This is a genomic window from Yersinia sp. 2540 StPb PI, from assembly GCF_052217165.1.
In the GTDB taxonomy this organism is placed as follows: Bacteria; Pseudomonadota; Gammaproteobacteria; order Enterobacterales; family Enterobacteriaceae; genus Yersinia; species Yersinia enterocolitica_E.
Map to the genome: position 1 here is coordinate 24821 of NZ_JAZGQC010000001.1, position 23206 is coordinate 48026.

The window sequence follows — 23206 nt, forward strand, 5'->3', positions numbered from 1 at the left end:
ATCAGTGCTCCCTCAGCAATTTGCGTTTTTCATTCCATGCGGTGGTACTGATACTCACCAAAATGATTGCGCCGCTGAAAACCGTATGCCAGTAAGAGGAGACGCTCAGCAGCGTCAGGCCGTTTTGCAAAAATGCCAGCAACATCACGCCGAGCACGGTGCCACTGAGGGATCCACGGCCCCCCGTCATACTGGTGCCGCCCAAGACCACGGCGGCCAGCACGGTCAGCTCAAACCCCATCAATGAGTTCGGTGCCACTGACTGGGAAATCTGCGCCTGTACCACCGCCGCCACCCCCGCCAGCATGCCCATGTAGCCATAGACGTAGAGATGCAAACGCAGAATATTAATGCCCAGACGGGAAGCCGCATCTTTATTGCTGCCCATGGCAAAGATCTGCCGCCCAAGGCGGGTGTAGTTCATCAATACACCGGTGAAAATGATGGTCGCCGCCAGGCAGAACAGCGGTAGTGTCAAGCCATAGTCATAGCCGTCACTGCCGGTAAACGAGAACCAGTTAATCCCGGTCATAAACCAGTCAGGGAAGCCGTACAACCAGGTACCGTTGGTGAAATAAACCAGCAGGCCATAGAACAGATTCAGTGTGGCAATGGTGATAATTATCGCTGGGACTTTCAACCAATACACCAGCAACCCATTGATCAGCCCCAGCACTAAACCAACTGACATGGCCAGAACAAACGCTAGCGCGAAGCTGCCGCCATGGGTAATCACCCACGATGCCATGACATATTGCGCAATGGCCGTTACCGCCGGGAAGGAGATATCAATACCACCAGCAATCAGCACCACAAACAGGCCACAGGCCAGAATACCCAAAATGGCATAACTGGTGGCGACATCGGTCAGATTCCCTAAGGTCAGGAACTCCGGGCTTTTTACACTCAGTCCGATGACTAACAGTAATACCAATAGCCCAAGATAAAACTCATGTCGCCCCGTCAGTTGCCGCAGTTTTAGCTTATCCATTGACCACCTCGGCTACCTGTTGTTCGGTGCATTGATGCGGATAAAACTCGGCCACCAGTTCACCTTTGCGCATCACTAATATCCGGTGACTGTTGTAGTAAGCCTCCGGGATCTCGTCACAAATCATCAATACCGCCATCCCCTGCTCTGCCAAAGCTTTGGCAATATGGTAAATCCCTTCTTTGTTGGCGATATCCACGCCGACGGTCGGAGAATCGAGGATCAAAATACGCGGTTGCGTCGCTACCCATTTAGCAATAGCGATGCGCTGTGCATTACCACCCGATAACGTCTTGACCGGTAGGGCGGTATCGGACACTTTGATGTTCAGATCTTGCACCAGTTTTTTCACCAGCGCTGCGGCTTTGGCATGATCCAACAATCCACTACGGGTATGTAATTTGTCAAAAACGGACACGATGGTGTTGTCATAGATCGATTGCTCCATGATCAATCCCTGTGTCAGGCGATCTTCAGAGACATAACCGATCCCGTGGCGGATCGCATCACGGTTATTACGGAAATGCACTTGTTCACCGGCTACCCACACCTCGCCACTATCGGGTTGGGTCATGCCAAACAGGCTCAGACACAGCTCAGTACGCCCCGCCCCCAGTAAACCGGTGATCGACACTATTTCGCCCTGATGTAGGGTCAAATCGATGTTACGAAACTGCTCGCCACGACTCAGTTTTTTGATTTCCAGCAACGGCGTGGCTCCGGCCGCCAGTGGCGGTAACTGGCTGTAGGTAAAGCGCTGGCCGGTCATTAGGAACGCCAGCTCATGGCTGTCCAGTTCGCTGGCCGGCCAGGTACCAATGAGTTGGCCATCGCGCATGACACTGATTCTGTCGGCCACATCCATCACTTCATCCAGCCGGTGGCTAACAAACACCACGCAGATACCTTGTGATTTGAGATCACGTACCACATCCAGCAAGCCTTTCACTTCCTGACTGGTTAGCGAGGCAGTAGGTTCATCCATAATCACCAAGCGGGCATCGGCAGCGATAGCGCGGCAAATCGCCACTAACTGGCGGTCAGCAATAGAGAGTTGTTCAACTTTTTTATCGGGATCAAGGGTGACACCCACTCGCTGCATGGCGGCTAACGCACGCTCACGCATACTTTTGCGCTTCACCCAAAAATCACCACCTGGCAGATAACGGTGGACGGCAATATTTTCCGAAACGGTGAGATTAGGAAATAGCGACAAGTCTTGATATATCACCTGCACGCCATAGAAGAATGAGAGTTGCGGCGTAAACTGATGGAACAGCTTGCCGTCTATCAGGATACTTGCGCCTTTCTCTGGCTGATAAACTCCTGAAATCACTTTGATAATGGTGCTCTTGCCGCAGCCGTTCTGGCCTGCCAGACAGTGCACTTCTCCTTTATTCAGTGTGAGATTCACCTGATCCAGCGCCAGCACGCCGGGGAATCGCTTACTGATATTTTCAAGAGTGATAAATGCGTTGGCCTGAGTCATGACAATACCTTCCCTAACGCCATAAACATGGCGCTATTTTTACAGCAATTCGGTGATGATGGTGAGGGCTGCGGGGATGCTCTCCCGCTGCCTGATTTACTGCCAAGCACGGCTCGTTAGCCGGTAATTCCCTGGTGTGGCGTCTGAAAATCAGAAACCTAATGTTTTCGCATTATCTTTAGTGACTTCAAGGATCTTGTTGAAACGGATCACTCCTTTCTCGCTATCCACATCGGCTTTACCCAAGCCTTCGATGGTCAAGTCTGGCGTGATTTTTTGGCCTTTCAGTAATTGATCTGCAATCTGCACCACAGCAAAACCGGCGTCTTTTGGATCCCACAACAGGGCTTTTTTGATATCACCACGCATCAGATATGGCGCTGCCTGTGCTGGCATGGCGATACCCACTACTGCGATTTGATCTTTCGCGCGTTTCTTAGCCACTGCTTGACCGGCACCGATTGGCCCCAGTGAACCAAAACCAATGATCCCTTTCATTTTCGGATAGGTTTTCATCAGATCCAGAGTGGTGGAGTAAGACTTATCAATGTTCTCAGCCACTGGCAGGCGTGGAGTAACTTCGAACATATCGGGGTATTTTTCTTTCTGGTATTTGATAGCATAATCCGCCCAAGCGTTATGCAATGGCACAGTCAGGGAACCCACATAAATCGCATAACCCCCTTTGCCCCCCATGGCTTTCGCCAGTTCGTCCATGTTGGCCTGAGCATATTTTTCACTATCGATGGTCTCAACATCCCACTGCCCGATACGTTGATCAGGAGATTCGTGAGTTAACACCACAATGCCTTTCTCTTGCGCTTTTTTCAGTACTGGTTCCAGCACTTTGGCATCGTTTGGCACCACAATGATGGCATCTACATTTTTGGCAATAAGGTCTTCAATGACTTTAACTTGTTGCGCCGGGTCTGGCGTGGCAGGCCCAACCTGATAAGCATTAACATCCAGTTTTTTTGCTGCTTCATTTACGCCAACTTCCATACGGGTAAACCAAGGAATACCGGTAACTTTCGCGACAACAGCAATTTCATATTTTTTCTCTGCCATCGTTTGCGTAGTGAACAGCATGCATGCGGAAACGACACATGCATTCAGTAATGCGAGATTAAGTTTCATAGCAATACCTTCTTGTTTTCTTTCAGATAACGGGTTGGTTGCGAGGTGAGAAGCCCGTAGTGTGACACCGTGACTGTTTTATTTTCATGTGACTGCTTTTCACACACATGAGATTAACAAAGGAACACAATAGGCTGCGCGACGAGTCAGAGTGAATTGTGATGAAAGCCCAAAAAGGTAAAATTTAATGATTTGTTATGTTAATAATTGGTTAATTAAATATAAGAAAGAATAAATGTGATCAAATACAAAGGTAATAAATACAAATAAACATCAAATTAATAACATTAAAAACACAAATTGAATTTATAACTCCCTCTGTGGCACGTCGATAACCCCAAAATAGAACAACGGTAACAATAATTAATCGAAATTGAGATGAGTCTCTCATTTTCCAGCCAGTTGGCTTATTTCTCCTCGATTCTAAGGCACCATTTTCTGCGATATGCCGAACAGTAACGCAGTTTATATCGCGATAATTCCGCCAGCACATCTGGCGTTGATCTTTTTCTTTCATTTATCGCGAATATGGTATAATCCTCTGAAAGCCCCCATCGCTTATAGATAGCCTGCCTTCATGACCATCCCCTACGCGACCCCGCTTTTAATGTAAAAATTATGTCAATTGTCGTATTCACCAAAACAATAGTTGACCACCGGTGTCTGAAGAAATGTATCGCTATCGAGTTACATCCATATGCGTTACAAACCCGCACTTAACGCATAACGATAGAGTTCATATGATAAAGCCGCAGAAATTCCATATCTCACTGCTCCACCCGCACTACTGGCTGACCTGGTTTGGCCTGGGGGTATTATTTCTGTTAGTCCAACTCCCCTACCCGCTGTTAAACAAGTTAGGAATTTGGTTGGGGCGTACCTCAATGCGCTTCCTGAAACGGCGGGTATCTATCGCCCGGCGCAATCTGGAGCTTTGTTTCCCTGATATGGATAAGCAGACTCTTGAACGGACTATCGTCGGTAATTTTGAATCCTTAGGCATGGGGTTGCTGGAAACCGGCATGGCCTGGTTTTGGCCCGATGCGCGCATTAAGCGCTGGTTTACCGTGACGGGTCTGGATAACCTGAAAAAAGCGCAGCAAGGACAGCGCGGCGTACTGGTGATTGGCGTCCATTTTATGTCGCTGGAACTTGGCGGCCGCGTAATGGGGCAATGCCAGCCAATGATGGCGATGTATCGCCCGCATAACAATAAAGTGATGGAATTGGTGCAGACCTGGGGCCGTATGCGCTCGAATAAGGCCATGCTGGACCGTAAAGATCTTCGTGGCATGGTGCAGGCATTGAAAAAAGGTGAAGCTGTGTGGTTTGCACCGGATCAGGATTACGGCCCACGTGGCAGTGTGTTTGCACCACTGTTCGCCGTCAATCAGGCCGCGACCACCAGTGGCACTTTTATGTTGGCCCGGCTAGCCAAACCGGCACTGTTGCCATTGGTTTTACTGCGTAAAACAGATGGTAGCGGCTATGACTTGCTGATCCAGCCGGCATTAGAAGACTATCCGCTTGATGATGAGATAGCGGCCGCCAGCTATATGAACAAAGTTATCGAAAAAGAGATCATGCGCGCACCTGAGCAATATCTGTGGCTACACCGCCGCTTTAAAACCCGCCCAGCCGGTGCGCCATCGCTGTATTAAGCATCAACAAGATCTGTCATAAAAACCCGGCCTATGTCGGGTTTTTTATTAGCTAACATCCACTCAATATCGCGAAGCTATAACTGCGCTTCAGCTTCATCGGGATCATCTATCGCATCGTCTGGTGTGATAAGCGCACGCCCCGGCAACGTTTTGCATGCAGGCCCACCGGTAGGGGGGGCTGTAGTGGGATAACTCTCCTGCGGCGAGACATAAACTGGCGTGGTTGCCACGAAGCCATCACTGAATGTGGCCTCGATAAAGGTCGCCTGCCAACCGGTAGCTGGCGTGCTAAGTGCAACTTCAAGGGTATTACCCGGGGCCACGGCCAACGGAAATGCGCTATATCTTATATCGCACGCATAGCGGAAATCGCGAGCATCGGGGTTAGCTGCGGTCCATAACAGCACCTTTTCTGGCGTCTCTGACAGACTAACCGTGACGGTTTGCACCTTATCTTTCATTGCCAGAGTGGTATTCAACTGCGGCATCGGTGTGGCTTGCCGTAAACGGTTAACAAAGGTGATCAACGACTGTTCGCTAAATGCTTTAATACCAGAGTGACTGGAGTTAGGTACAACCCGCAACGTTTTATCACCGGGTAATTTGTCATAATAAAAATCCGTATTATCAGGCACGTAGAAATCATCACCACTGGCATTAATAATGTATTTCGCAATACTGAGCCGGGGTTGATACTCACTCGTCAGGTACTGTAGGGGATCCATAATCTGCATCAGTTTGGCAAAGCCGGGGGTACTCAGTTTCTTATCAATCTCTTCCTGATAGTAGGGGGTGAAGGCTATAGGCCAGTTGCCACCATAAGATTGATACATATGTTCCAATGCGGCGCGGGTATCCAGCAGATCAATCACAAAAGGCACAATAGCCTCCACACGTGAATCCGCAATTGCCGTCAGCCAACTGGTCCAGCCACGCTTGGATAAACCGGTGACAATAAAACTGTCTAAGGCTTTTTCCGGTAAGGCTTGCTGTGCCATGGTCATCGCCTGAGAAATCGCCGCCACCATCGGGACATGTAGCGGTAATATTGAACGGGCTTCTGGGGCATCTATAAATAAAGTCCAACTACGCGCAACACTATAATCTTCCTTACGCGGATTCCCATCTTGTTGATATTCAAGGTACTGATTGGGAATGGTGCTAATGGCAATCACCACCGTGTCAGTTGAGCGGGCAATATTTTGCAAGGTCTCGATAGCAAAATCGCCAGGACCGGAGGGAGGAATGGTTTCAGTACCATAGTTGGTACCATTATTGATGACCACCAGCGCCTTGGTGGACGTGCTATTTTCGGGAATAAAGATCTCCACTTCATGCTGCCATGCAGCAGGGGAGACTAAGCTCTCCGGCGACCAATTCTGCGAGGTCAGTTGGTAACGGCGCCACTCCAACCCCGGCAGGTTTTCCTGACTGAGCAAGTTATAGATAAGGGGTTCTGCGGCCAGCTTTTCTCTGTAACAAGACAGAACCTGAGTAAAATCGGTATCACTGCATTTTGCAGTTTCAACATTCACCTGTGCCAGACAACTGGCGGTAAACAGCAATGGCAGCCCGCACATCAGGGCGGTTAAATAACGAGGCATAATCCCTATCCTTCTCTCTAATGTGTTTACGTTAAAACACTCCCAAGAGGATTAGATAACGGATCAGAGATTTAAAAAATCCGAATTTCACCTGTCTATGCCGCTTTTTATGTTATTACATTGACGAAATGTATACCTCAGTCTGGTTCAATTACTCTTATCTCTCGTTCATCGCTGTATATAAGAATTTTCTGCACTAAAAAGTATCAATCCGCCGTTAAATGCGCCATTTAAGTGCATCCTACCCGGTCAGAAATTACCTACAAAGAGTTAACGCTAAGTAATTACTCATATCATCAATGAAATGCAACTCTGGCATCCCATTTGCTAATACCAAACTGGCTACACGCCAACAGACAGCGACGGTGCATCACTGGTGCGCTACAAAATTAAAATAGGCTCGACTTTGCCTCACAGGACGCTTTCATGAAGAAAATAATGATTTCAACACTGGTTGCCGCCGCCTCATTAGTGGCATTAGCGGGTCAGGCCCACGCGGGCACTACTTTGGATGCGGTGAAGAAAAAAGGTTTTGTACAATGTGGTATCAGTGATGGGTTGCCCGGTTTCTCCTATGCAGATGCCAGCGGCAAGTTCTCTGGTCTGGATGTCGATGTCTGCCGTGGCGTAGCTGCTGCCATTTTTGGTGATGCAGAAAAAGTAAAATACACCCCGCTTACCGCAAAAGAGCGTTTTACCGCCCTGCAATCGGGTGAAGTTGATATTTTGTCACGTAACACCACCTGGACTTCATCCCGTGATGCTGGCATGGGGATGTTATTTACCGGAGTGAACTATTACGACGGTATCGGCTTCCTGACCCACAATAAAGCGGGGCTGAAAAGCGCCAAAGAGCTGGACGGGGCGACGGTGTGTATTCAGGCCGGTACAGATACTGAGTTGAACGTCGCTGATTACTTTAAAGCCAATAAAATGCAATACACTCCAGTTACCTTCGACCGTTCTGACGAAAGTGCCAAGGCATTGGATTCCGGGCGCTGTGACACATTGGCCTCTGACCAATCACAACTGTACGCACTGCGTATCAAATTAGGTAAACCAGACGAATTTATAGTATTACCGGAAGTTATCTCTAAAGAACCACTGGGACCGGTTGTGCGCCGGGGTGATGAGGACTGGTTCGCCATCGTGCGCTGGACACTGTTTGCCATGTTAAATGCTGAAGAGATGGGTGTGACGTCGAAAAACGTCGAAGCACTGGCAGCAAAACCAACCACACCGGATATGGCCCATCTGTTAGGTCAGGAAGGCAACTATGGTAAAGATCTGAAAGTGCCTAACGATTGGGTGGTTAAAATCGTGAAACAAGTGGGTAACTACGGCGAAAGCTTCGACCGTAACGTCGGTTTGGGCAGTGAGCTGAAAATAAAACGCGGCCAGAATGCGCTGTGGAACAATGGCGGTCTCCAGTACGCGCCTCCGGTTCGCTGATTACTGATTACCTCTCCGGCAGGCCCGCCCTGCCGGATGTATTATCCAGACCGAGGCCCACACTATGTCACAACGCCCAACCGTCAAAGGTGCCTTTTCGCTGACCAATCCAGCGGTACGCGCCTGGTTGTATCAAATTATCGCGCTATTGATACTGATCGGATGCGGTGCGTATCTTTTCCATAACACCATTACCAACCTGTCGACCCGGGGCATCACCTCCGGCTTTGCTTTCCTGAATAACAGCGCCGGTTTTGGTATTGTTCAGCATCTTATCGATTATGAGCAAGGTGATACCTACGGCCGGGTGTTTTTGGTCGGGTTATTCAATACCTTGCTGGTATCAGTATTATGTATTTTCTTTGCGTCGATCCTCGGGTTCTTCCTTGGGCTGGCGCGTTTATCTGATAACTGGCTGTTACGCAAACTGTCCACTATCTATATCGAGACATTCCGTAATATCCCGCCCTTGCTGCAAATCTTCTTCTGGTATTTCGCGGTATTACGCAATCTACCGGGGCCACGACAGAGTCTGGATGCCTTCGGTGTGGCTTTTCTCAGCAACCGTGGCTTGTATCTGCCATCACCGGAGTTTGCTGCCGGTTTTATACCCGCCATACTCGCTGTGCTGCTGGCCGTTGTTATCACCGTGGCGCTGTATCGCTATAACCATTTCCGTCAGTTACATACCGGTCAGTTTCACCGCACCTGGCCGATGGCCTTACTACTGTTGATGGCTCTACCAGCAGCGGCCCATTTTCTGTATGGCTCGGCACTGCATTGGGATCTACCGCAGTTACGCGGCTTTAACTTTAAAGGTGGCCTGGTTCTTATCCCTGAATTGGCGGCCTTGACCTTGGCACTGTCAGTTTATACCTCGACCTTTATTGCTGAGGTGATTCGTTCAGGCATTCAGTCCGTGCCCTATGGTCAGCATGAAGCAGCCCGTTCACTGGCGCTGCCCAACACCGTCACCTTGCGTCAGGTTATTCTGCCACAGGCGTTACGGGTCATCATTCCGCCACTCACCAGTCAATACCTGAACATCGTCAAAAACTCCTCACTGGCAGCCGCTATCGGCTATCCAGATATGGTGTCGTTGTTTGCCGGCACAGTGCTGAACCAGACTGGTCAGGCGATAGAAACCATCGCCATTACCATGTCAGTCTATTTGGTTATTAGCCTATCCATTTCATTTTTAATGAATCTCTACAACCGGCGGATCGCGCTGGTAGAGCGCTAAGGGAAGCGAATGACGATGACACTAACCCGTGAACCACCCAGCACAGTACGGCCGGGCAACCCGTTAAGCCGGATGGTGTTTTGGGCGAGAAAGAATTTGTTTTCCAGTTGGACTAATAGTCTGCTGACGCTGCTGTGCCTGTGGCTGATGTGGCAATTGATCCCGCCATTACTGAATTGGACTATTTTTAACGCCAACTGGCTAGGTACATCGCGCACTGATTGTACCCGTGAGGGTGCCTGCTGGGTGTTTATTCATGCGCGCTTTGGCCAATTTATGTATGGCCTTTATCCCATTGAGCAGCGCTGGCGCATCAACACCACCTTGATCATCGGATTGCTGACGCTCATTCCATTGTTCTGGCGCGCTATGCCACATCGAGGCCGCTATTTGGCGGTGTGGATGGTGGCGTACCCACTGCTGGTGTGGTTGATGTTATATGGCGGTTTCCTCGGGTTAACCCGGGTTGAGACCCGCCAGTGGGGCGGCCTGACACTGACGCTGATCATTGCCGCAGTAGGTATTGCCGGTGCGCTACCGCTGGGGATTTTATTGGCCTTGGCCCGCCGTTCGAGTATGCCAGTGGTGCGTATTCTGTCAGTGGTATTTATCGAGTTCTGGCGCGGGGTGCCGCTAATCACCGTGCTGTTTATGTCCTCGGTGATGTTGCCGCTGTTTATGACCGAAGGCACCAGCATCGACAAACTGATCCGTGCCTTGGTCGGGGTGGTATTGTTCCAATCGGCCTATGTGGCAGAAGTGGTGCGCGGCGGGTTACAGGCCTTGCCCAGAGGACAGACCGAAGCCGCCGAGTCACTGGGGCTGGGCTATTGGAAAACCCAAGGGCTGGTCATTTTGCCACAAGCCCTGAAGATGGTGATCCCCGGGTTGGTAAACACCATTATCGCCCTGTTTAAAGATACCAGTCTGGTTATCATCATTGGTCTGTTTGATTTGTTCAGCAGCGTGCAACAAGCCACCGTCGACCCTGCCTGGTTGGGGATGTCGACCGAAGGCTATGTCTTTGCCGCCGCTGTCTATTGGATTTTCTGTTTCAGCATGTCGCGCTACAGCCAGCATCTGGAAAAGCGCTTTCACACCGGACGTTCCACACATTGAGGCATAACATGAGCGACAATCAGCCAACTCCAGGTGATAAAATGATGATTACGCTGGAAAACGTCAATAAGTGGTACGGGCAGTTCCACGTATTGAAAGATATCAATTTACATGTGCGCCCTGGCGAACGCATCGTACTTTGCGGTCCTTCTGGCTCAGGTAAATCTACCACTATCCGCTGCATCAACCATCTGGAAGAGCATCAGCAGGGGAAAATCATGGTGGATGGCATCGAACTTAACGATGACCTGCGCAATATTGAACGGGTACGTACCGAGGTCGGCATGGTGTTCCAACACTTCAATCTGTTCCCGCACTTAACGGTGATGCAAAACTGCACGCTGGCGCCAAGCTGGGTACGTAAGATGCCAAAGAAAGAGGCCGACGAATTGGCAATGCATTATTTAGAACGAGTGCGGATTGCAGAGCACGCCCATAAGTTCCCCGGCCAACTTTCCGGTGGCCAGCAGCAGCGGGTGGCAATCGCCCGTTCGCTGTGTATGAAACCCAAAATCATGCTATTTGATGAACCAACCTCGGCGCTGGACCCTGAGATGGTGAAAGAAGTGCTGGATACCATGATCAGTCTGGCAAATGAAGGCATGACCATGTTGTGTGTAACCCACGAGATGGGTTTTGCCCGTACCGTTGCCGATCGGGTTATTTTTATGGACCGTGGGGAGATAGTGGAACAAGCACCACCCGCCGAATTCTTTTCTAACCCGAAATCAGAGCGCACCCAGGCGTTTCTGGCGCAGGTTATTCATTAACTGATTCATTACTTTGGGTTTTCCATTGCGTACTTGCGGGTGAGGGTGTCCTCACCCTTTTTATAAACCGGCCACCGAACGGCAGCCGGATTTAAGAAGCGTTAACCTTCTTTTTCGATCAGCAGCGCTTCCAGCAAATCCAAATCGTGCAGCAGTTTTTGCAGCGTTTCATTGCTGATTTTCTGCGTCGCACGCAGGTGATACAGTTCCCCACGCTCGGCTCGTAATGCGGTTAAACGAAAACGCCGCTCCAGATTCTCAACCAGCAAGGTGTTCTCAATTTCATCCTTACTGCCGGTACGCCGTCGCAATGTCCCGATAACTCGTGAACTGATCTCTTTTAGCAACTCTGGGTCAATATTCTCCTCGCTGCTGGCTGCCAGCCGCTCTTCCATTTTATTCAGGCTAACAATTGCCACCTCGGCAGTCGCCGCCCGGGCGAAACGCACTTCTTCACGGCTGGCACTTTTATCTGCTACCACCACACCACGCAGCAATGGCGGCAAAGCAATCACCCCGATAATAACCGACAGCAGAATCACACCGGTGGCGATAAATACCAACTGGTAACGGGATGGGAAGGCTGAACCATCGCTGAGGAATAACGGAATAGAGAGGACACCGGCAAGAGTAATCGCTCCCCGTACCCCTGCGAATGACGCCACCCACAGTTCACGTGTGGTGTAATTGCCAAACTCCAGTGGCCGTTTGGTCAGGATGCGTTTACTGATTTTCTTCATCGACCATAGCCAGCTAAAGCGCAGTACCAACAACGCACCATAAATAATGGCAACATCCGCGAAGAGGTTCCAGGTTTGAATGGTTGGGTCCAGTTCAGCCTGTATGATTGATGTTTCCAAAATCCCCGGTAATTGCAGCCCCAACAGGATGAACACCATGCCGTTAAACACAAACTCCAGCATCGACCACACGCTGTCAGCACGTAACCGCATCGTCAATGGCGCATTACGGATAACCCCGGACTGACTGATGGTCATCCCTGCCGCCACTGCGGCCAGAATGCCGGAGACGCCAATATGCTCAGCAATCAGATAAGAAGCGAACGGCAACAGCAGCAGTAAGACAATTTGTGTTGCCGGATCATCACCACTCCAGCGGCTCATCAGGCGCAGTGACTTACTGTATAGCCAGGTTACCGCCACACCAGCCAGCAGGCCACCAATCGCCACTTTTAGGAACTCAAGTGTGGCACCAGACACGGTAAAGACCATCGTCCCCATTGCAACCGCAATGGCAAACTTTAGCGCAACCAGACCAGAGGCATCATTCATCAACGCCTCCCCTTCTAATACGCCCATAATCGATTTAGGTATGCGCCCTTTCCCCACAATGCCGGATAATGCCACAGCATCGGTTGGCGACAATACCGCCGCCAGTGCAAACGCGGCTACCAGCGGAATACCCGGCACCATCCAGTAAATCAGATAGCCGATACCCACCACGGTGACCAGCACCAATGCCAGCGCCAGACCAAATATCTCCCGCCCATGGTGAATAAACTCTCGTGTCGGTGTTTTCCAGCCGTCGGCAAAGAGCAGCGGTGGAATAAACAGTACCAGGAATAATTCCGGGTCAAAATCGACATGCAAACCAAAGTGGGGGAAGGCCAACAAGGCACCACAGACAATCTGCATCAGAGGAAGGGGGATTTGAAACGGCAACATCCGAGTGACAACGCCGGAAAGCGACACCACCAGAATCAGGATGAGGATTGTAAAAAAGATTTCCATGCTTTCCTTAGACTCAACTCAACACAACTCAATATAAGATTTAACCTCACCCGCCCGTAGACAGGGCCGGAGTTTAGCTTTTGATAGTAGATCACTTTTTTGTTAAACGGGGAAAAAACCTGTAACTGATGGCAGGAAAAAACAAAGAAAATAGGGTTATTAAAAACCGCTGTGGCATCGGGGACAGCGTCACCCCGATGCCAGCAAAAACTCATCGCTTAGATTGCCCAGCCACCCGCATAGAATGCCACTAACGCGATAGCGATAATCACAGTACCGACATTCAGTTTACGCCATTCACCGGAACAGATACGGCCAATAACCAGCGAGCTGAAGCCCAACATAATACCGGTGACGATATTACAAGTCAGCACGATAAACACGGCACAGAGCAGGCCAGACATCGCATCAACAAAGTCTTCGAAATCCAGTTTGGATACGTTGCTCAACATCAGCAACCCTACATACATCAGAGCCGGTGCCGTCGCATAAGCCGGAACCAAATAGGATAGTGGCGACAGGAACAGCATCAGCAGGAACAAAATACCTACCACGGTAGCGGTCAAACCGGTTTTACCACCAGCGGCAGTACCGGCGGCAGATTCGATATAAACCGCCGCAGGCGCAGCGCCCACCAAACCAGCAAAAATGCTGCTGACGGAGTCAGATGTCAGAGCTTTACCGCCGCTGATGATCTGGCCGTCTTTATCCAACAAATTAGCCTGACCCGCTACCGCGCGGATAGTCCCGGTGGCATCAAATACGGCAGTCATCACTAATGCCAATACACTTGGCAGCACCACAGGTTTCAATGCACCCATGATATCAAGGCTGAAAATCAATGAATTGCCGTTAGCATCCGCCAGGCTTGGCATCGCAAACAGCCCTTGATAGGTCACACTCGGATCAAAAATCAGGCCGATAACCGAGATGGCGATGATCACCAGCAGAATGCCACCCGGCACTCGCAGTTTTTCCAGACCGAAAATCACCGCCAGCCCCAGCAAAGTCATCATGACCGGGAAAGAGGTAAATGCACCCAGTGCAACCGGTAAACCTTCAATCGGGTTTTTGATAACCAGGCCGACACCGTTTGCTGCAATCAGCAACAGGAACAAGCCGATACCGATACCGGTACCATGTGCCACGCCCATCGGCAAATTACGCAATATCCATGAACGGATACCGGTCACAGAGATAATAGTGAACAGCACCCCCATCAGGAATACTGCCCCCAATGCCACAGGAATACTGATGTGTTGCCCCAGCACCAAGCTGAATGCCGTAAACGCTGTCAGTGATATGGCGCAACCAATCGCCATCGGCAAGTTGGCCCACAACCCCATCAACAAAGAACCAAGACCGGCAACCAGACAGGTTGCCACAAACACCGCTGTTGGTGGGAAACCCGCTTTGCCAAGCATACTTGGTACAACAATGACCGAGTAGACCATGGCGAGAAAGGTTGTCAGGCCAGCCAGCACTTCCTGGCGTACATTACTGCCGCGTTCACTAAGCTTGAAAAATGCATCAAGCGAACCTTTTGGCGTTACTGCCCGGTTCACTTGAGGGTTGGTGCTAGACATGGTTATGTCCCCTGTGTGTCATTTTAAAGTAGTCAGCAAGTCAGGCGCCCTTCCCTACGTAATCGTTTCCGTTTTTGCCGATTAACTCGACAACGCCTCCAACATCTTCATGGTGGAGAAAATAGCAAACGATTAGCTGGAAGCACGCATGACTGAAAAAAAATCGAAGGAAACAATCCCCCCGCAATAAGCGTATTGGAAGGCAAACGATTATCTAGCTATTGGCAGCGACTAATCAACACCAGATAGCGACATTTATTGCATTTTTTTACATTAATTTGTCGGGGAGCATTAATTTGACGGGAAACAAAAGTGTGAGTAGCCTCACACTCATTTACTTTGCGTGGCAATGATGCCGAATCATCGGTTATCAGCCTTCCAGTTTGTAAGCTCCGCCCTTCTCAATCGCCTGTTGGTAGGCTGGGCGCTGATGAATACGCACTAAGAAATCTTGCAGTTTCGGGAACCCCTCAAGACCACCACGGGTGTTGATTGCCTCGATAGGAAAACTCATCTGAATATCCGCCGCGCTGAAATCACTGCCAGCAAACCACTGATTATTCGTCAAATGCTGTTCCAGATAATCGCGGTGAGTAGCAATTTGCTTATTCAGATAACTTTTCTGTACGCCATCACCCAGAGCCTTGGCAACCGGGCGAATAATCCACGGCACTGGCGGCCCACCCAATCGGCTAAAGATAAGTTTCATCACCAGCAAGGGCATCAATGAGCCTTCGGCATAGTGCATCCAGTAACGGAACTGTTGACGATCATAGTGACCGGTGGGCTTAAATAGCCCCTGTGCATCATAGGTTTCCTGTAAATACTCAATAATGGCACCAGACTCCGCCAAGGTGAGATCACCATCAGTAATCACCGGTGATTTCCCCAATGGATGGATTTTTTTCAATTCTGGTGGTGCCAGTAAGCTGCCGGGGTCGCGCTGATAGCGCTTCAACTCATAAGGAACTTGCAGTTCCTCCAGCATCCACAAGATACGTTGTGAACGTGAATTATTCAGATGGTGAACCGTGACCATGACCAAGCTCCATATGATGAACATCAGAGTATTGATTATAGTGATAAAATCATTTTTTGGTTTGCAAAGCTGCCAACACCGATTTTAAGAAAGCAAAAACAGATATATCGAGGTATAAAAATCTCATCCCTCAGGCGCGGCTTAACACCAACAAAAAGCCCTGTCGAGACAGGGCTTTATTTTCCTAATCAGCACTGTTGTGCTTAAAAAACAGCGCCATCAGAACGGGATATCATCATCGAAATCCATTGGTGGCTCATTGCCGCCTTGTGGTTGTGCTGCTGGTGCAGACTGGGCCGGACGTGAAGTCTGACCGCCGCTGAACTGGTTACCACCTTGTGGCTGCTGAGGTTGACCCCAACCGCCTTGCGCCCCGCAGTCTTGTGGTGCACCACCACCTGCCGGAGCACCGCCGCCCTGACGGCCACCCAGCATTTGCATGGTGCCGCCCACATTAACCACAACTTCTGTGGTGTATTTCTCAACACCAGCCTGATCTGTCCATTTACGGGTTTGCAGTGCGCCTTCAATATAAACCTGAGAGCCTTTACGCAGATATTCACCCGCCACTTCTGCCAGTTTGCCGAACAACACCACACGGTGCCATTCAGTTTTTTCTTTCTGCTCGCCGGTGGCTTTATCACGCCAGCTTTCGGAAGTGGCCAGGGTGATATTGGCAACAGCTCCGCCGTTTGGCATGTAGCGGACTTCCGGGTCTTGGCCCAAATTCCCGACCAAAATCACTTTGTTTACGCCTCTGCTGGCCATGTGAACTCTCCTGATGAAGTAAATTTTGTACAGTACATGCTCTAAATAATTCGAGTTGCAGGAAGGCGGCAAACGAGATAATCCCGATGAGCTTACTGTCGTAAGTGATTCGGGTTATTAAGTGTAGCTAACGCACATGCAACTTGAAGTATGACGAGTATAAGCGAGTAAGTTTAACACGCTAGCAGGTAAACGGCACAGTAGATCATAACTGCGAAATGTGTTGCAGTTTTATCATGACATCTGCCTTAATTGCACTCGAATACTGGATATCCATTCAGGTTTTTTTGTGTCATAATTATCCGTTTCGTACTGGCTGTGTCCTTTTTTGACGCTGCAAAATGCGTCTATACATTACTCAAAGTAATTGGAGTTGCAGGTAGGCGGCGAGCGAGTCCCTATGAGCTTACAGCCAGTAAGTGATTAGGTGAGTGAACGCAGCCAACAACCCTGCGGCTTCAAGTACGAAGAGTAAAAAAGGGCACGGGAGAGGCTCAGTTTACATCCGGGAAGTGTTTGAATGGATAATATAGAAGTTCGGGGCGCTCGCACCCATAATCTTAAGAATATCAACCTGATTATCCCGCGCGACAAACTGATCGTGGTCACCGGTCTATCGGGTTCAGGCAAATCCTCACTGGCTTTTGATACCTTGTATGCCGAGGGGCAACGCCGTTATGTTGAGTCTCTTTCCGCCTATGCGCGCCAATTTCTATCGCTGATGGAAAAACCGGATGTCGACCATATTGAAGGTCTGTCACCGGCAATCTCTATTGAGCAAAAATCAACTTCGCATAACCCACGTTCGACTGTGGGTACCATCACTGAAATCCATGATTATCTGCGTTTGCTGTTCGCCCGTGTCGGTGAACCACGCTGCCCAGATCACGATGTTACGCTAGCCGCGCAAACCGTCAGTCAGATGGTGGATAACGTCATCAGTCAGCCGGAAGGCCGCCGCTTGATGTTACTGGCTCCGGTGGTAAAAGATCGCAAAGGCGAACATACCAAAACGCTGGAAGGTCTGGCTATGCAGGGCTATATCCGGGCGCGGATCGATGGCGAGGTGTGTGATCTGTCTGATCCACCGAAATTAGAACTGCAAAAAAAACATACCATTGAAGTGGTGGTCGATCGCTTCAAAGTGCGTGAAGATCTGGCTCAGCGTCTGGCTGAATCATTTGAAACGGCACTGGAGCTTTCTGGTGGTACTGCCGTCGTTGCCGATATGGACGACCCTCACGCCGAAGAGTTGCTGTTCTCCGCCAACTTTGCCTGCCCGATTTGCGGCTACAGTATGAGTGAGTTGGAACCACGCCTGTTCTCCTTTAACAACCCGGCGGGCGCCTGCCCAACTTGTGACGGCTTAGGGGTACAGCAGTTCTTTGATCCAGACCGTGTATTACAGAATCCAGAGCTGTCGCTGGCGGGTGGTGCCATCCGTGGTTGGGATCGCCGCAACTTCTATTACTTCCAGATGCTGCGTTCACTGGCAGATCATTATAAGTTTGATATCGAAACGCCATTTAACTCGCTCGATAGCGCGATACAGCACGCCGTTTTATACGGTTCTGGCAAAGATACCATTGAATTCAAATACATTAACGATCGGGGTGATACCACCGTTCGCCGCCACCCATTTGAAGGGGTGTTGCACAATATGGAACGTCGCTATAAAGAGACGGAATCCAGTGCAGTACGTGAGGAACTGGCCAAATATATTAGCAATCGCTCCTGTGCTTCATGCCACGGTACTCGCTTGCGCCGCGAAGCGCGTTATGTGTTTGTCGAAAACACCACTTTGCCCGAGATTTCTGAACTGAGCATCGGCCACGCACTGACCTTCTTCCAAAACATGAAACTAAGTGGTCAGCGGGCGCAAATTGCTGAGAAAGTACTGAAAGAGATTGGCGATCGGCTGAAGTTCCTGGTTAACGTCGGGCTGAATTATCTGTCGTTGTCCCGTTCGGCGGAAACACTGTCTGGTGGTGAAGCGCAACGTATCCGTTTGGCCAGTCAAATTGGCGCCGGCTTGGTGGGTGTCATGTATGTACTGGATGAACCGTCCATCGGCTTGCACCAACGTGATAATGAACGGTTGCTGGAAACGTTGATTCATCTGCGCAATCTGGGTAACACCGTGATTGTAGTGGAACATGATGAAGACGCTATCCGCGCAGCCGACCATGTGATTGATATTGGCCCGGGTGCGGGTGTGCATGGTGGTGAGGTGGTGGCCGAAGGGACCGTTGAGGACATCATGGCTGAGCCTAAGTCACTGACCGGTCAGTTCCTTAGCGGCAAACGAGAAATCGCCATACCTGCGCAACGCGTGCCGGGGGACCCAACCAAAGTGTTAAAACTGATTGGTGCCAGCGGCAATAACCTGAAAGATGTCACGCTGACCCTGCCGGTCGGGCTGTTTAGCTGTATTACCGGGGTTTCTGGCTCAGGTAAGTCAACGCTTATCAACGACACCTTATATTGTATCGCCCAGCGCCAGTTGAACGGCGCGACCAGCAACGAACCGGCGCCATTCCGTGAAATTCAAGGCTTGGAGCATTTCGATAAAGTCATCGATATTGACCAAAGCCCGATTGGCCGGACGCCACGCTCTAACCCGGCGACCTATACCGGTATCTTTACCCCCATTCGTGAGCTGTTTGCCGGTGTTCCTGAATCACGTACCCGTGGTTATACGCCAGGCCGCTTCAGCTTTAACGTCAAAGGGGGTCGTTGCGAGGCCTGCCAGGGCGACGGGGTGATTAAAGTCGAAATGCATTTCCTGCCCGATATCTATGTGCCATGCGACCAGTGTAAAGGTAAGCGTTATAACCGTGAAACGCTGGAAGTAAAATACAAAGGTAAAAGTATCCACGAAGTGCTGGCGATGACTATCGAAGAGGCTCGCGAGTTCTTTGATGCGGTTCCGGCACTGGCGCGTAAGCTGCAAACACTGATAGATGTGGGCCTGTCCTATATCTGTCTGGGGCAATCTGCGACTACGCTGTCGGGTGGTGAAGCGCAACGGGTGAAACTGTCGCGTGAACTATCAAAACGCGGCACCGGTCAGACGCTCTATATTCTGGACGAGCCGACTACCGGTCTGCATTTTGCTGATATTCAGCAACTGCTGGCGGTGTTGCATCAGCTGCGCGATCAGGGCAATACCATTGTGGTCATTGAGCACAATCTGGATGTGATTAAGACTGCTGATTGGATTGTCGATCTGGGGCCAGAAGGCGGTAGTGGCGGTGGCGAGATTCTGGTCGCCGGTACACCAGAGACTGTTGCAGAATGCGCCGCGTCACATACCGCACGCTTCCTCAAGCCAATGCTGCAACGTAAGTAGAGCATCAAATAATCTATCAGCATCCAAAATCATTGGAGCTGCAGGTTGGCAACCCGTGAACAACAAATCAGCCAGGCCCAAGGATGGGCCAAATAATGAACCTGGCTAACAACCCTGCAACTCCAAGTACCAAGGGGGTATCAAACAGCCAGCTCCTGTCGCCTATGTTCCGGTAACCCCTGCAATACCAATTGATAAGAGCGGTCAATTAACGAGTAAAATTGTGAGTTCGGTAATTGTCCATCCAGAAACACCGTGTTCCAGTGCGCTTTATTCAAGTGTTCACTCGGCACGATCTCCGGATGTTGCTCTCGCAAACTCTCCGCCAACTCAGGGCTGGTTTTTACCGAAATAGAGGGCCGCCCACCAATTTCACCCACCATCGCAAACATCACATCGGCTACTTTAATCTGATTGGTCTGCCATTCCTCATGATCACTCTGCTCTGCCCCCGGTTTAGACATGCAGTATTCCAATAATGCTGAATTATTCATTGGGTTATCTCCTGTAATGGGCCAGTGCCGTCTAGCGAAAGGGCCTCATAGCGTATTCATTCCATCGGATACAGCAACATGCTGAAGTATTAGCTTGCACTTATAACAGAAGATTTACTGTGAGCGATGAATGATCATTGGGCATGGGGCTGCCACCTTATTTAGTATATTCTTTAATCTATTTACAGCCATTGGCGGAGGGCTAACCAGACAGGTTATGTGGATAAGTGACGGAAAGATGGTGGAAAAAATAAAGCAAAAAGGCGATATTTCTATCGCCTTAAACAGTTCGTCGTCTCAGATAACGCGGATCTCTAATTACTGTACTGCCGCAAACGCAGCTGCTACCCGCTGAACATTGCTGTGGTTGACGCCTGCCATACACATCCTGCCGCTGGCAATCAGATACACGCCAAACTCGTCACGCAGACGGTCCACTTGAGCGGCACTAAAACCGGTATAGCTGAACATGCCACGCTGTTGCAGTAAGTAATCAAAATTGCGATTGGGTAGTGCTGCCTTCAAGGCTTCCACCAACGTGCTGCGCATTTCAATAATACGCCGACGCATCTGCTCCACTTCAGCCTGCCATTGCGCCCGTAACTCGCTGTCATGCAGTACTTTTGAAACAACCTGTGCACCAAAGTTTGGCGGGCTGGAATAGTTACGCCGCACCGTGGCTTTCAGTTGCCCCAATACCCGACCAGCAGCTTCTTCACTTTCACATACCACGGAAAGGCCACCGACCCGTTCGTTATACAGAGAGAAGATTTTAGAGAAGGAGTTACTGACCAGACAGGGTAACTCCGCTGCCGCCATGGCTCGAATCGCATAAGCATCTTCATTCAGCCCAGCACCAAAACCCTGATAGGCAATATCCAGGAACGGGATCAGATCCCGGTCTTTAGCCGCGCCAATAACCTGATCCCACTGTGCATTCGTCAGATCAGATCCGGTTGGGTTATGGCAGCAAGGATGGAGCAAAACAATGCTTCTGGCCGGTAACTGCTGCAACGTTGCCAGCATTTGATCGAATTTTACGCCCAGCTTGTCATTATCAAAGTACGGGTAGGTATTCACCTTAAACCCTGCGCCACTGAAAATAGCGACATGGTTTTCCCACGTAGGGTCACTGACCCACACCTGAGAATCTGGGAAATAGGAATGAAGGAAATCAGCACCCACTTTCAATGCACCGGAGCCACCGACAGTTTGGATAGTCGCTACTCGTTGCTGAGCCAGCATAGGGTGATCGCTGCCAAATAGTAGCTGCAAAATAGCAGTACGATAAGATTGCAGACCTTCCATCGGCAAGTAAACCGGTGTCCCATGTGGCTGAGCATTCAATTGGGTTTCAGCGGTATCCACTGCCTGCATTTGCGGGATCTCACCCTGCTCATTGTAATAAAGCCCGATACTCAGATTCACTTTATGTGCCCGGCTATCGGCTTTAAAACTCTCCATCAATGACAGGATCGGGTCACCTGCATAGGCATCAACATTTTGGAACACGGCGCTGCTCTCCTGGATTGATAATAATTGTCTATACCTTGATTAGTCAGCTTACCTTATTCCCCTAAATATTCCATCGCTACTCGGGAGGTCAGCTTGGTGATCAATTCATAGGCACTGATACCGGTGTAAGCGGCGATCTTCTCAACCGGTAAATCCGCGCCCCACAACAGCACTTCATCACCGACTTTGTCGCTGCTATCTGGCCCAAGATCAACTGAAATCATGTCCATCGATACCCGCCCCACAATGTGCACTTCGCGGCCATTGACCCACATCGGCGTACCCGATGGTGCGCTGCGCGGATAACCATCACCGTAACCAATCGCCACCACACCCAGACGCGTATCACGTTCACTGACCCAAGTACCGCCGTAGCCCACTGGCTCACCGGCTTTATGTTCACGTACAGCAATCAGGCTGGATTTTAATGCCATCGCTGGCAGTAGACCAAAATGGCTGGCATAAGGTTCATCCAGCGGCGAAACGCCATACAGTATGATACCGGGACGAACCCAATCACGATGCGCTTGCGGCCACAGCAAAATACCGCCAGATGCAGCAATAGACTGTTTACCCGGTTTGCCAATAGCAAAGGCGTCAAAACACGCCAGTTGCTGGCGGGTAGTAGCCACTTCAGGTTCGTCGGCACGACTGAAGTGGCTCATAATATTAACTGGCTGACTAACGTTGCCGCAAGCACATAGCCGCTGGTAGAAGGCTTCGGCCTGCTCAGGACGGACTCCTAAACGATGCATACCGGTATCGAGCTTCATCCAGACATTGATCGGAGCAGGGAGATTGGCCGCTTCCAGCGCTTCTAATTGTTCAATACTGTGTACTGCGGTTTCAATCCGGTTAGCCACCAGAATAGGCAAGTCCTCTGCGGTAAAAAACCCTTCCAGCAGTAGAATAGGTTTTACAATTCCGCCAGAACGTAGCATCAGAGCTTCGCCGATGCGCGCGACGCCATAGCAATCGGCATCCTGCAAAGTATGTGCTGTTTCTAATAACCCGTGGCCATAAGCGTTTGCTTTCACAACAGCAATCAGGCGGCTTTGTGGCGCCATGCGCCGTACCTGATGCAAGTTATGTCGCAGAGCGCGGCGGTCGATTACTGCTGTTGCCGCTTTCATTTCTTATCCTTAATAATTGATGTTATACCCAAAGAACCTGATGTTGCAGGTCGCCTGCCAGCGAGGGTTCCGCGTGAGTCATCGCCGCTAACAACCCTG

At 50.2% G+C, this 23206-nt stretch carries 17 protein-coding genes; 6 read left to right on the forward strand and 11 right to left on the reverse strand.

What is annotated here, in order from left to right; all coding sequences use genetic code 11:
• Position 1: 1 nt before the first annotated feature.
• From V1956_RS00150 to V1956_RS00160, 3 genes are all read right to left on the reverse strand, one after another.
• Complete coding sequence (locus V1956_RS00150; RefSeq protein ID WP_032907665.1) at positions 2-991, reverse strand: ABC transporter permease; 990 nt, start codon at positions 989-991, stop codon at positions 2-4.
• A complete protein-coding gene (locus V1956_RS00155) occupies positions 984-2480 on the reverse strand; it encodes a sugar ABC transporter ATP-binding protein (protein WP_442824713.1) in 1497 nt (498 codons plus the stop codon). Before V1956_RS00155 ends, V1956_RS00150 begins: the two co-directional genes overlap by 8 nt.
• Positions 2481-2630: 150 nt before the next feature.
• The gene (locus V1956_RS00160) at positions 2631-3617 is read right to left on the reverse strand and encodes an autoinducer 2 ABC transporter substrate-binding protein (RefSeq protein WP_005191421.1); all 987 of its coding nucleotides are present in this window, start codon (positions 3615-3617) and stop codon (positions 2631-2633) included.
• A 740-nt stretch (positions 3618-4357) separates the two neighbouring features.
• On the opposite strand from V1956_RS00160, the gene lpxP reads away from it, so the two are divergent.
• Entirely contained in the window at positions 4358-5278 is a 921-nt protein-coding gene (gene lpxP, locus V1956_RS00165; protein WP_442824714.1) for a kdo(2)-lipid IV(A) palmitoleoyltransferase, read from the forward strand.
• Positions 5279-5355: 77 nt separating this feature from the next.
• Here the strand turns inward: lpxP and V1956_RS00170 are convergent, their stop codons facing one another.
• Positions 5356-6885 carry a PhoPQ-activated pathogenicity-related family protein gene (locus tag V1956_RS00170; RefSeq protein ID WP_372560382.1) on the reverse strand — a complete coding sequence of 510 codons (1530 nt, stop codon included), beginning with the start codon at positions 6883-6885 and terminating at the stop codon, positions 5356-5358.
• Positions 6886-7311: 426 nt separating this feature from the next.
• Between V1956_RS00170 and V1956_RS00175 the strand changes: the two genes are divergently transcribed.
• The 4 genes from V1956_RS00175 (at position 7312) to V1956_RS00190 (ending at position 11469) form a co-directional block, all read left to right on the forward strand.
• Positions 7312-8337: an amino acid ABC transporter substrate-binding protein gene (locus V1956_RS00175; RefSeq protein ID WP_083162157.1), complete on the forward strand. Its 1026-nt coding sequence runs from the start codon at positions 7312-7314 to the stop codon at positions 8335-8337.
• A 64-nt stretch (positions 8338-8401) separates the two neighbouring features.
• The gene (locus V1956_RS00180) at positions 8402-9580 is read left to right on the forward strand and encodes an amino acid ABC transporter permease (RefSeq protein ID WP_372560381.1); all 1179 of its coding nucleotides are present in this window, start codon (positions 8402-8404) and stop codon (positions 9578-9580) included.
• Positions 9581-9595: 15 nt separating this feature from the next.
• Positions 9596-10699 (forward strand): amino acid ABC transporter permease, encoded by a 1104-nt coding sequence (locus V1956_RS00185; protein ID WP_420071407.1) that lies wholly within the window; start codon positions 9596-9598, stop codon positions 10697-10699.
• An 8-nt stretch (positions 10700-10707) separates the two neighbouring features.
• Entirely contained in the window at positions 10708-11469 is a 762-nt protein-coding gene (locus V1956_RS00190; protein ID WP_042568985.1) for an amino acid ABC transporter ATP-binding protein, read from the forward strand.
• Between the two features lie 101 nt (positions 11470-11570).
• Here the strand turns inward: V1956_RS00190 and V1956_RS00195 are convergent, their stop codons facing one another.
• From V1956_RS00195 to ssb1, 4 genes are all read right to left on the reverse strand, one after another.
• Positions 11571-13220, reverse strand: a complete 1650-nt coding sequence (locus V1956_RS00195; protein ID WP_083162147.1) for a Na+/H+ antiporter — start codon at positions 13218-13220, stop codon at positions 11571-11573.
• A 218-nt stretch (positions 13221-13438) separates the two neighbouring features.
• Positions 13439-14806 carry an NCS2 family permease gene (locus V1956_RS00200; RefSeq protein WP_372560378.1) on the reverse strand — a complete coding sequence of 456 codons (1368 nt, stop codon included), beginning with the start codon at positions 14804-14806 and terminating at the stop codon, positions 13439-13441.
• A gap of 370 nt (positions 14807-15176) precedes the next feature.
• Entirely contained in the window at positions 15177-15845 is a 669-nt protein-coding gene (locus V1956_RS00205; protein WP_083162143.1) for a glutathione S-transferase family protein, read from the reverse strand.
• A 219-nt stretch (positions 15846-16064) separates the two neighbouring features.
• On the reverse strand, positions 16065-16613 hold the full coding sequence (gene ssb1 / locus V1956_RS00210) for a single-stranded DNA-binding protein SSB1 (RefSeq protein ID WP_442824715.1): 549 nt from the start codon (positions 16611-16613) through the stop codon (positions 16065-16067).
• Positions 16614-17133: 520 nt separating this feature from the next.
• On the opposite strand from ssb1, the gene uvrA reads away from it, so the two are divergent.
• A complete protein-coding gene (uvrA, locus tag V1956_RS00215) occupies positions 17134-19965 on the forward strand; it encodes an excinuclease ABC subunit UvrA (RefSeq protein ID WP_420071401.1) in 2832 nt (943 codons plus the stop codon).
• Between the two features lie 140 nt (positions 19966-20105).
• On the opposite strand, the gene V1956_RS00220 is transcribed toward uvrA, so the two are convergent.
• The 3 genes from V1956_RS00220 to alr all read right to left on the reverse strand — a co-directional run bounded on the left by V1956_RS00220 (position 20106) and on the right by alr (position 23107).
• Complete coding sequence (locus V1956_RS00220; protein ID WP_083162137.1) at positions 20106-20459, reverse strand: MmcQ/YjbR family DNA-binding protein; 354 nt, start codon at positions 20457-20459, stop codon at positions 20106-20108.
• Between the two features lie 318 nt (positions 20460-20777).
• Positions 20778-21971 carry an amino acid aminotransferase gene (locus tag V1956_RS00225; protein WP_420074632.1) on the reverse strand — a complete coding sequence of 398 codons (1194 nt, stop codon included), beginning with the start codon at positions 21969-21971 and terminating at the stop codon, positions 20778-20780.
• A 56-nt stretch (positions 21972-22027) separates the two neighbouring features.
• On the reverse strand, positions 22028-23107 hold the full coding sequence (gene alr, locus V1956_RS00230; RefSeq protein WP_420074631.1) for an alanine racemase: 1080 nt from the start codon (positions 23105-23107) through the stop codon (positions 22028-22030).
• Between the last annotated feature and the right edge of the window lie 99 nt (positions 23108-23206).